The following is an 11076-nucleotide window of genomic DNA, read 5'->3' on the forward strand; positions in this document are numbered from 1 at the left end:
ATGCAGCAATACGATGTTGCTTATTGAATCGATTTACACAAAACTCTTGACACACCCCAAACCCCTGATTTTATCGGCTTTCCAGCCGCCCCGTTCCTGCCTGAAGGAGCGGTTTTTTTGTATCGTTTCAAAGAAAAAATCATATAAAAAATAGAGACAGAATAAGAATAAGAAGAGAATAAGAATAAGAGGGAGAGAAGAAAAAGAAAGAGAAAAAGAAAGAGAAAAAGAAGGAGAGGGAGAAGAGATAAGAAAAATAATAAAAGAATAAAACAGAGGGAGAAAAACAGGAGAATAGACATAATTATAAATTATTTATAAAATATTGCCGTTTTTGTTTCCAAAATCGCTTTCAGAATCCCCCTATATAGCAAGGGGAAATTTAGGCCCGCAAAAAGCGAAAAGTTTAAACATTTTATAAACAATGCAGAAAAACGCCGTTTTACCTTTACACTTTTGATTTCAGAATCCCCCTATATAATAGAGGGGTAAATTTTCAGACTGTTTAGGAGGTACGTTCTCATGTCCAAAAAAATCCACTGGTTCAAATTTCATATCGAATTGATGAGTGATCCGCGCATTCTCTGCTTAATCGCCGAACGCAACGGCGAAGCCTATTTCGTTTTCTTCCTGCACCTCGTCAAGCTGGCCTGTGCCTTGCGTGATCAGGGCTACGTCTATGCCATGAAAGGCAAAGCCATGACTGTCCGGCAGCTCGCCATAGGCTACCATCGCAACGCCCGCTTTATCGGTAAAGCCCTGGACCTGCTGGAAGCATACGAACTGATCCAGCGCGACGACCAAGGCGTCATCAAAATCAACCGCTGGAACGAACTCCAAGGCGTTGATACGGGAAAAGACACGACAAAACCAGCCAAGAAAAAGAAAAGCACTACTCAAAAGGCAGCACCTGAACAGACAGTACCGGTCTGCCCAAACCCCGGCGCCCACGACGTAACTGTCATTCCCATAACCGCCTTAGAGCAAGCCTATGACGCCTCACACAGCCCAGCTGAACCGGAATCGGACAGAGAAACCGTTCCTGCTGACTATAGACAAAACCAAAGCGAAAACACCTATGACCTGAAACAACAGGACCATAGCCAAAACGAAACCACAGCAAATGACTACACCGCAAGCACCGGCCCAGACTATGCCTGGCAGGAAGCCGAAGCGGACGACTATATAGCAGGCGAATACCCTGAGTATACGTGGGACGAAGGCGAAGCGGACAACTACACAGGAAGCGTATACCCTGAGTATACGTGGAACGAAGGTGAACCGGACCTCTACAGCCAAGCCAATCACCCGGACTATGCCCAAAATGAGGCTGAACCTGCGGCTGACACCCAAACAGCAGCACCGGACCCGGAGAAAAGCGAAGCCGTACAAGCCTACATCAAAGCCTTCGGCTCCATTACGCCCGAAACAGCCAGGGAACTCATGGAACTCGAACAGGAAGAAGACTCCTTCTACGTAGTAGGCGCCACGTGGATTGCTTCCTACGGCGGCCACGACAGTGTAGACTACATTGCAGGCCTCCTCGAAAAGAATAAAAAAAGAAACGAGCCCGGCCAAGACGCACTACGCCTGGCCGGCTAGGCGCCTCCTGCAGGCCTGTTTCTGCAGAGGGACAAAGGTACACATAGCGAATTGCGTCTCTTCCCATGGCTACGCCTATTTGGTAAAATAAATGAAAACATAATTTATCATAACAAGGAAATGAAGGAGTAGCGTATGGGACAAGAAGGAAATATCCATATGGGATTGAGCGTGAAGGCGATGATTTTCCATAATGGCAAGATGCTGCTGTTACAAAAAAATGATCCTGAAGGGAAGCATCCGTGGGAGCTGCCTGGCGGCGGCTTGTGTCGTGATGAGGATTTTTTGGCGGCTCTGCGCCGGGAAGTGCAGGAGGAGACGGGCCTTGCGCCGCATATATTGGCAGTAGCCGGTACGTGGTGCTATCAAAAGAAGGACGGACAGTTCCTCAATGGTGTCATTTTTACGGCTCTTTCCCAGACGGAAGACGTAGTGTTGTCTTCTGAGCATTGTGCGTATCGCTGGGTGCAGCCTGAAGAGGCAGGGGCGTATCCCTTGCAGGAATCGCTGCGCGCTTCGTTCCGGCAGATGCGCCGGTATGATTATGAGCGGCAGGAGCTGCTCTTGCAGGCTGTCTTGGCAGGTGTAGCCGATGAATAAAGATGCACAGCAGAAGGCTCCCTTTGCAGACGCTTTGGACGCGTACTGCCGGCTCCACATGGTGCCCTTCCATACGCCGGGCCATAAACTGGGACACGGTGCGCCGCAGCGGCAGCGGGACCTTTTTGGCGAGGCCTTGCGCAGTGACCTGGGCCTCATGTATGCCCTGGATGACCTCTTTCAGCCGGAAGGCCCCTTGAAAGAAGCCATGGATCTGGCTGCCGATTTGTACGGGGCCGGGAGAACTTTTTTCTCCATCAACGGTACGACGGCCTGTATTGAGGCCATGATTCTGGCGGTCTGCCAGCCCGGTGACACCATCTTGATTCCCCGTGAAGCCCACCGCAGCGTCATGAGCGGCCTCATCCTGAGCGGCGCCGTGCCAGCCTATATGGAAAGCCGCTTTGCTCCGGCCGAGGAAGTGTCCCTCGGGCCGGACGCAGCCAGCCTGACGGCAGCTATGGAGGCCCATCCTGAGGCCGTAGCTGTCCTCTTTACGTATCCTACGTACGACGGCATTGCCGGCAAGCTGCAGGAAATGACGGCCCTGGCCCATGCCCGTGGCCTGACCGTGTTGGTCGATGAAGCCCACGGCGCCCACTTGGCCTTTCACGATGACCTGCCAATGGATGCCTTGGCGTGCGGTGCCGACTGTGTGGCCCAAAGCACGCATAAGCTGGCCGGGTCGCTCACGCAGACGTCTATGCTGCACTGCCGTCAGGGCTTTGCCGGTACGGACCGCGTAGCCGCCGCTATGGCCCTGGTCCAGTCGACGAGTCCCCACTACTGGTTTTTGGCGTCTCTCGATTTGGCGCGGCAGCAGCTGGCCCTTTTTGGCGAGGCCGAAGAAACGCGCTTGCTGGCCCTGGCCAGGGAGGCCCGTCAGGCCTTGAACAGCCTGGCCGGTATTCGCTGCTTTGGCAAAGAAATCCTGCGCTATGATGCCGTCGGCGGCTTTGATGAAACGAAACTGACCATCGATTTTTCCGGCCTCGGCCTGTCCGGCAGAGACGCGGAGCTGCTCCTGCGCAAGGAAGGCATCGAAGTAGAGCTTACGGCAGGCAGCCACGTCCTGGCCCTCTTGGCCTTAGGCGATGATGACCGGAGTGTCCACGCCCTCGTCGAGGCCTGCCGGATGATTGCTGCCGGGTGGAGCGTAGTAAGGCAGCGCCAACGGGACGAAGCACCCTTGCCGGTGCCGCACGTAGTGCTGCCGCCGCGTCAGGCCTGGTATGCCCGGCGTGAATGTGTACCCCTGGCGGACAGTGCCGGCCGTATTGCCGCCGAAAATGTGACCTTTTACCCGCCTGGGATTCCCGTCCTGGCAGCCGGCGAAGCCGTGACTCCGGAGGCGCTGGCTTATATCCGGGGCAAGCTGGCCGCAGGCTATGAAACGAACGGCGCAGCCGATCCGGCCCTGCAGACGCTGCAGGTAGTCCGGGAGTAAAGAAAGGAAGAAAAGCATGTCTGGAAAATTATTCATTATAGAAGGGGGCGACGGCAGCGGCAAGGCGACGCAGACCCGGCTCCTGTATGAGCATTTACAGCGTGACGGACGTCCTGTCCGGGCCGTAAGCTTTCCCGATTATGACAGCGATTCGAGCGCCCTTGTGCGCATGTATTTGCGCGGCGACTTTGGCAGCGATGCCAACGCCGTCAATCCCTACGCGGCGTCGGCCTTTTATGCCGTCGACCGCTATGCGTCGTACCAGCGCGGCTGGAAGGATTTTTTCCAGGCAGGGGGCATCGTCCTGGCTGACCGCTATACGACGAGCAATATGCTCTACCAGATGATCAAGTTTGAGACGCCGGCAGAACGGACGGCCTATCTCGACTGGCTGGAGGATTTTGAGTTTAACAAAATGGGCCTGCCCAGGCCGGACCAGGCCTTTCTTCTGGACGTTCCCTTAGCTGTGACGGAACAGCTCATGCAGGAGCGCCAAGGCAAGACAGGCGGGGCGACCGGCGATATTCATGAAAAGAATGAAGACTTCCTGCGCAAATGCCACGCTGCCTATGCAGCCCTGACCGGCCGCTACGGCTGGCAGCGTCTGGCGTGTACAGAAGGAGGCCGTATGCGTACGCCTGAAGCGGTGCACGCAGAGCTGTACCGTTTGGTGCAGCGCGAGCTGGAATGCTAACCAGGCGTGCCTGCCGACCTGTCAGAGGGGCCGGCAGGCCTTTTCTTTTGCCTTGTCAAGGCCTTGCCTATAGACTTTACGGGCTTTTTTTTTTATAATAGAAAAGATTAGACAGTTTTTGCAGTAAGGAGGCGGAAACAGATTGGACAGAACCTATTTTGACGCTGTCATTGGTCATGAATCGATCAAAGAGCAGCTGCTCCGTTTTATCTCTTCCGGCCGCCTGCCGCACGCCATGGTTTTTGCCGGTCCGGAAGGGCTGGGAAAATTGCCCATGGCCCAGGCTGTAGCGTCGACCCTCATAGGGCGGCCGCTCTTTCCGGGACTTTCTGATCTGGTATGCGATGAAGCACATCCCTTCTATCAGGACCGGGGTGAAGCCTATTATCTGGATATGATCGGTACGATGCTGCGCGTCAGCCAGTTCCGGCAGCTCCAGGAAAAGCTCATCCTGCATACCGGGGGAAACAGGATTTGCCTCATCAACCACGGCGAAACGATGAATAAGGAATTCGCCAACTGTATGTTAAAGACCTTAGAAGAACCACCGGCAGGTGTTCATTTTATTCTCATTACCAATCAGCCGGATCTCCTGCTGCCGACGATTGTTTCCCGTTGTGCTATGGTGACCTTTGGCGCCATCAGCGACGGGGAAATGCGGGACGGTCTCATCCGTACCCGTGGCGGTACGGCGGCTGACTACGAGCAGGCTGTCCTTTGGGGCGGCGGCAATGTGGCCCGCGTGCTGGAGCTGTTGGCCGGACAGGGGCTGCAACATGCCCGCTGGGCCTTGGAGTTTCTCCAGGTCATGTCCCGTCACGCTTGCCCGTACGCCAAGGGTATGTCGCTTACGGCTTCTCTGGCTGATGCCGACGCGGCTGATATATACTGCTGGCTGAGCATGCTGCTGCGGGATCTGGCCGTTTTGCGCCAGGGTGTGCCGGCGGCACAGCTCCGCTTACAGCAATATGGAGAGGAATTGACGGCACTGCTGCCGTATTGGCCGGATGCAGGTATTTTCTCACTGCTTCAGGTGCTCGATGAAGCCGGTGAAGCACTGCGGCGTCACGTCAATGGACGTCTGGTTTGGGATTATGTATGCATTCGCTTTATCAAAGAACGAGGAGGGCATTAGGTGATAGTTGTTAGCATCCGTTTTAAAACGGCCGGGAAAATATATTATTTTGATCCGACAGAAATTCCCTTGGCCGAAGAAGACGGCGTTATTGTAGAAACGGCCCGCGGTATGGAATTTGGCACGGTAGCTATTGCCCCGCGCAGTGTCGCCGCGTCGGAAGTCGTCCAGCCGTTAAAGCCGATTATCCGCAAGGCAACGCCGAAGGATTTACGGCAAGTAGAACGTAATAAAGAACGGGAAAAGAAGGCCTTTACGATTTGCCTGGAAAAAATCGCAAAACATAAACTGCCCATGAAGCTCATCGATGTGGACTATACCTTCGATATGGGCAAGATCATTTTCTTCTTTACGGCCGACGGCCGCATTGATTTCCGCGAGCTCGTCCGGGATCTGGCTTCGGTCTTCCGGACCCGCATTGAACTGCGCCAAATTGGCCTGCGCGATGAAGCCAAGATGATCGGCGGTGTCGGCTATTGTGGCCGGCCCTTGTGCTGTGCGTCTTTCCTGGGGGATTTTAAGCCCGTATCGATCCGCATGGCCAAGGGGCAGGGATTGTCCCTGAACCCGACGAAGATTTCCGGCATTTGCGGCCGCCTCATGTGCTGCCTGCGCTATGAAAATGATCTCTATACGTCAGGCGAGCTGAAGTGCCAGAATTGCCATAAGGCCTGTGAACACCAAAAGCCGCCTCAGGTGGGCCAGCGGGTCATTACCGATGATGGCTTGGGCACGGTCCTGCGCGTACACATGAAGGACCATACCGTAAAGGTACAGCTCGAATCGGGGCATAATGTGAACGTGCCCTGGTCGGACGTAGCGGAAGTAGAACATGACAGTTGAACTGGCCGCGCATGAACGGCTCGACGACCTCGTCCTCGATGGCATGAAGCTCATTCAGCGGGATGACCAGTTTTGCTTTTCCCTCGATACGGTCCTCTTGGCTCATTTCGGCCCCGTGCCGCACGGGCCGGCCCTCGATTTGGGGACGGGGACGGCGGCCATTCCGCTCATCCTCAGCGCCCGCGGCGCCAAAGACGTGACCGCCATGGAGCTCAATCCGGTCATGGCCGATATTGCCCGGCGCAACGTAGCCCTCAACCGGAAGGACGCGTCGATCCGGATCGTCGAAGGCGATTACCGCCACATAGAGGACTATTATGCCAGCGGTGCCTTTGCCGCGGTCTACGTAAACCCGCCGTACCGGGAAAAGGAACGGGGCGCTTACAGTGAAAAGGACGGCGTCCGCCGGGCACGGCATGAAGAAACGGCTACCCTCACGGAGGTGCTGGCAGCGGCGGCGTATGCCCTGAAGTTTCACGGCCGCTTCCGTATGGTACATATTACAGAGCGCCTGACCGATATCCTGACGGCCATGCGCCAGGCCGCCATTGAACCCAAGGTGGTCCGCTTTATTCACGGCCGGCCGGACAAACCGGCCAAGCTCTGCCTCATCGAGGGCATCCGCGGCGGCAATCCGGGCCTCAGCGTCCAGCCACCACTGATCGTGCATGAAGCAGACGGTGCCTATTCAGAGGCTGTCCTGGCCATGTATGGCAAGGACTGACAGAGCCGCCACTAGGGGAGGTTGTTATGGCAGAGGTTTTTCAAAAAGGAACATTATATTTATGTGCGACGCCCATTGGCAATATGGAAGATATTACCTACCGGGCCGTCCGCTGCTTGCGCGAAGCCGATCTCATTGCGGCAGAAGACACGCGGCATACGCGCTTACTGCTCGCGGCCTATGATATCGATACGCCTCTCACTAGCTATCACGAGCACAACAAGGCAGAAAAAGGGCCGCAGCTCATCGCACGGCTCGAGGCCGGTGAGATGATTGCCGTCGTCAGCGATGCCGGCATGCCGGCTATTTGTGATCCCGGCAGTGACCTCGTCCGGCTGGCCTTAGAAGCAGGCATACCCATCGTGCCCTTGCCCGGTGCCAACGCCGGCCTGACCGGCCTCATTGCTTCCGGCATGGATACGACGCGCTTTACCTTTGCCGGTTTTCTGCCGAAGACAAAGAAGCACCGCCTGCCCGTATTGGAGGAATTAAAGCCCTATACGGGGACGCTTATCTTTTACGAAGCGCCGCACCGTTTGCTGACGGTCCTCAAGGAAATGCAAGCGGTCTTAGGCGATCGCAAGGCCGTGCTCTGCCGGGAGCTGACCAAGCGCTACGAAGAGTACCGGCGCGGTACGCTGGGCGAACTGCTCGAAGCCCTGGATAGTCAGGACATACGCGGCGAGTTTGTCGTGCTCGTAGCCGGCGCTGCGCCGCAGGCAGAGGCCGAGGGCGGACAAAGCGAACAAGATTATACATCCCTGGTCCGGGAACTGATGGCTCAGGGAATAGATAAAAAACAGGCTATACGCACGGTGGCGCAACGCAGTGGCGTCAGCCGCCGCACGGTGTATCAGGCTGTTCTGGCAACAGAAAATCAGTAAACCCTGCAGGAGATGCTGAGGCATCAGCGGTATGTCGGGTACACGAGCCGGCTCATTTGCCGGCAGAGGAGGATTTATCATGACAGAAAAGAAAAAGTATTTTATTACCACCCCCATTTACTATCCCAGTGCCAAGCTGCATATCGGCCATACGTATTGCACGACCATTGCCGATTCCCTGGCGCGTTTCCATCGTCTGCGCGGCGATGACGTATTTTTCCTTACCGGTTCTGATGAACACGGCCAGAAAATACAGCGCGCTGCTGAAGACAAAGGCATGACGCCCCTCGAATACGTCGATGGCATCGTAGCCCTTTTCCAGGATTTGTGGAAACGCCTCAACATTTCGAACGATGATTTTATCCGGACGACAGAAGAACGGCATAAAAAAGTCGTACAGGCACTGATGCAGAAATCCTATGACAATGGCGATATTTATAAAGGCGAATACAAGGGCTGGTACTGCACACCATGCGAATCCTTCTGGCCGGAAAACAAGCTGCCTGAAGGCAAGCACATCTGCCCGGACTGTGGCCGCCCGCTGGAACTGGTTTCGGAAGAAGCCTATTTCCTCAAGATGAACAAGTACACCGACAAGTGGCTCCAGTTCATCGATGAACATCCTGATTTCATTCAGCCGGAAGCACGGCGTAACGAAATGATTTCCTTCGTCAAGAGCGGCCTGGAAGACCTCTGTGTGTCCCGTACGTCCTTTGACTGGGGCATTCCCGTTCCCTGGGATCCGAAGCACGTCGTCTACGTCTGGTTCGATGCCCTGGCTAACTATGCGACGGCAGCCGGCTATTTGGACGATCCGGAAAAATTCAAGAAATACTGGCCTGCCGATTTGCACCTCGTCGGTAAGGAAATCGTCCGTTTCCATACGATTATCTGGCCGATCATGCTCATGAGCTGCGGCCTGCCCCTGCCGAAGAAGGTCTTTGGTCACGGCTGGCTCATCGTCGACGGCACGAAGATGAGTAAATCCCTGGGCAACGTCGTCGACCCCATTCCCTTGATCGACCGCTACGGTGCCGACTCCCTGCGTTACTACCTCTTGAAGGAAGTACGCCTGGGCCAGGACGGCAACTTCTCCCTGCCTTCCTTCATTGACCGCATCAATGCCGATCTGGCCAATGACCTGGGCAACCTCCTGCAGCGTACACTGGCCATGGTCGAACGCTATGAAAACGGCGTCGTTGCCGGCCCGTCCGTAAAAGAACCGGTCGATGACGAATTGGCCAGCTGCGCCGTACAGACGGCAAAAGACTATGAACAGCTCATGGATGACATGAAGATCAACGATGCCATCAACGAAACGTGGGCCCTCATCCGCCGTTCCAACAAATATATTGATGAAACCATGCCGTGGGTACTGGCTAAAGACGAAGCGAAAAAAGAACGCCTCCAGACGGTCCTCTACAACCTCCTGGAAGCACAGCGCATTATCGCCATGCTCGTCAGCCCGGTCATCCCGGCGGCAGCTGCCGAAATGTGGCAGCAGCTCGGCCTCGGCGACTTCGCCTCCCAGGCCCATTTGGCCGACGCCCAGGTCTGGGGCGGCTATCCGGCCGGTACCAAAGTGGCTAAGGGCGATGCCCTCTTCCCGCGCTATGATCCGAAGGAAGAAATTGCCGAAGCCGAAGAATACAAGGCAGCCCAGGCTGCTGCTGCCGCAGCTTGTACGGCAGCAAAGGAACCGTTTAAAGACGAAATCACGATCGACGATTTTGGTACCATGGATTTGCGGGCTGCTAAAGTCCTGGCCTGCGAAAAGATTCCTAAGACGTCGAAGCTGCTCAAATTCCAGCTCGATCTGGGCGTGGAAAAACGGCAGGTCGTCAGCGGCATTGCCAAATACTATAAACCGGAAGACCTCGTAGGCCATACGGTTATCGTCGTAACCAACCTCAAACCGGTGGTGCTCTGCGGCGTCGAATCGAAGGGCATGATCCTTTCTGCCTCCGACGGCGACGATCATTTGCAGGTCATCTTCGTCGATGGCGCTGCTCCGGGAAGCCGTGTCCGCTAATGCTCTTTGACACGCATTGTCACGTCAACGACGCAGCCTTTGCAGCTGACCGCGAGGCCATGCTGCAGCGGGCCTTTGACAGCGGTGTGCAGTATCTGCTCTGCCCCGGTACGGACCTGCGCACGTCCCGTGAGGCCGTCGCCCTGAGCCGGCAGTACCGGCAGGTGTATGCCGCTGTGGGGATCCATCCGCAGGAAGCGGCGCACGCAGAACCCGGTGATCTGGCTGCCTTGCGGCACCTAGCTGAAACAGAAGCTAAGGTCGTAGCCATTGGCGAAGTGGGCCTCGATTACCACTGGCCGGAACCGGCCCGGGAGCTGCAGCAGCAGGTCTTTATCGAACAGGTGAAACTGGCTGTAGAGCTAGAGCTGCCCATCGATATTCACGATCGCGAGGCCCATGGCGATACCCTGGATATTCTGCGGCAGTACGGCAAGGGCCTTACCGGTGTCTTCCATTGCTATTCCGGCAGTCTGGAAATGGCAGAGGAGCTCATCAAGCTGGGCTTTTATATCGGCTTTACAGGCAGTATGGTCTATTCCGGCTCACGCAAGCTGAAGCGCATCGTGAAAGCCCTGCCGGCCGACCGGATCCTGGTGGAAACGGACTGCCCGTACCTGACGCCGCCACAGCACCGGGGCGAACGGAATGAACCGGCTTATGTGCACTATATGGCAGACGAAGTAGCCCGCCTGCGTCAGTGGGACGCAGCGGAAGCTGGACGGATTACAACGGAAAATGGCAAACGTATTTTTAATATCCTGTGAGGTGATATGATGGCACGTGGCAAACGGCCGGATATCCGGCTTACGATTACAGGCAAACTGGGCCCTATGGGCTGTCACCGGGGACATCACGTAGGTGAAGTCTTTGATTATGATACAGAACGGGGAAATATTTGTCCCATGGCAATGCACTGTGCCTTTCCCTATATCGATATTCTCCGCTACGGCGGTTCCCTGCCCGGACAGCCTGCAGGAACAGCGGAATTTTGCTGTTCTGATGCGGACGTGGCCATGGTTTTTAAGGCCGAAGTGATCGACGAAGATACGTAATAGAAAGGGGATGTGACAAAATGAGAAATCATTTTGTCCACATCCTCTTTTTATTTGCAT

11 protein-coding genes are annotated in these 11076 nt (G+C 55.5%); all 11 read left to right on the top strand.

Going from position 1 to position 11076, the window contains the following annotated elements; genetic code table 11:
• The first annotated feature begins 522 nt into the window (after nucleotides 1–522).
• The 11 genes from PGX44_RS13260 to PGX44_RS13310 all read left to right on the top strand — a co-directional run bounded on the left by PGX44_RS13260 (nucleotide 523) and on the right by PGX44_RS13310 (nucleotide 11016).
• Entirely contained in the window at nucleotides 523–1602 is a 1080-nt protein-coding gene (locus PGX44_RS13260; protein ID WP_498855738.1) for a phage replisome organizer N-terminal domain-containing protein, read from the top strand.
• A 135-nt stretch (nucleotides 1603–1737) separates the two neighbouring features.
• Nucleotides 1738–2202 carry an NUDIX hydrolase gene (locus PGX44_RS13265; protein ID WP_498855739.1) on the top strand — a complete coding sequence of 155 codons (465 nt, stop codon included), beginning with the start codon at nucleotides 1738–1740 and terminating at the stop codon, nucleotides 2200–2202.
• Entirely contained in the window at nucleotides 2195–3649 is a 1455-nt protein-coding gene (locus PGX44_RS13270) for an aminotransferase class I/II-fold pyridoxal phosphate-dependent enzyme (protein WP_498855740.1), read from the top strand. Before PGX44_RS13265 ends, PGX44_RS13270 begins: the two co-directional genes overlap by 8 nt.
• 16 nt (nucleotides 3650–3665) lie before the next feature.
• A complete protein-coding gene (locus PGX44_RS13275) occupies nucleotides 3666–4343 on the top strand; it encodes a dTMP kinase (RefSeq protein WP_498855741.1) in 678 nt (225 codons plus the stop codon).
• Between the two features lie 142 nt (nucleotides 4344–4485).
• Nucleotides 4486–5478 (top strand): DNA polymerase III subunit, encoded by a 993-nt coding sequence (locus PGX44_RS13280; protein WP_498855742.1) that lies wholly within the window; start codon nucleotides 4486–4488, stop codon nucleotides 5476–5478.
• Nucleotides 5479–6321 carry a PSP1 domain-containing protein gene (locus tag PGX44_RS13285; protein WP_498855743.1) on the top strand — a complete coding sequence of 281 codons (843 nt, stop codon included), beginning with the start codon at nucleotides 5479–5481 and terminating at the stop codon, nucleotides 6319–6321.
• Nucleotides 6311–7045: a tRNA1(Val) (adenine(37)-N6)-methyltransferase gene (locus PGX44_RS13290; protein ID WP_498855744.1), complete on the top strand. Its 735-nt coding sequence runs from the start codon at nucleotides 6311–6313 to the stop codon at nucleotides 7043–7045. Before PGX44_RS13285 ends, PGX44_RS13290 begins: the two co-directional genes overlap by 11 nt.
• Before the next feature lie 26 nt (nucleotides 7046–7071).
• The gene (rsmI, locus tag PGX44_RS13295) at nucleotides 7072–7929 is read left to right on the top strand and encodes a 16S rRNA (cytidine(1402)-2'-O)-methyltransferase (protein ID WP_498855745.1); all 858 of its coding nucleotides are present in this window, start codon (nucleotides 7072–7074) and stop codon (nucleotides 7927–7929) included.
• Nucleotides 7930–8008: 79 nt separating this feature from the next.
• Nucleotides 8009–9961: a methionine--tRNA ligase gene (gene metG / locus PGX44_RS13300; RefSeq protein ID WP_498855746.1), complete on the top strand. Its 1953-nt coding sequence runs from the start codon at nucleotides 8009–8011 to the stop codon at nucleotides 9959–9961.
• Complete coding sequence (locus tag PGX44_RS13305) at nucleotides 9961–10728, top strand: TatD family hydrolase (RefSeq protein WP_498855747.1); 768 nt, start codon at nucleotides 9961–9963, stop codon at nucleotides 10726–10728. Before metG ends, PGX44_RS13305 begins: the two co-directional genes overlap by 1 nt.
• A 6-nt stretch (nucleotides 10729–10734) precedes the next feature.
• Nucleotides 10735–11016 (top strand): TIGR04076 family protein, encoded by a 282-nt coding sequence (locus tag PGX44_RS13310; RefSeq protein WP_498855748.1) that lies wholly within the window; start codon nucleotides 10735–10737, stop codon nucleotides 11014–11016.
• Nucleotides 11017–11076: the final 60 nt, after the last annotated feature.

Origin of the sequence: Caecibacter sp. AF58-12pH5A (genome assembly GCF_027681725.1) — a bacterium.
Taxonomy (GTDB): domain Bacteria; phylum Bacillota; class Negativicutes; order Veillonellales; family Megasphaeraceae; genus Megasphaera; species Megasphaera hominis.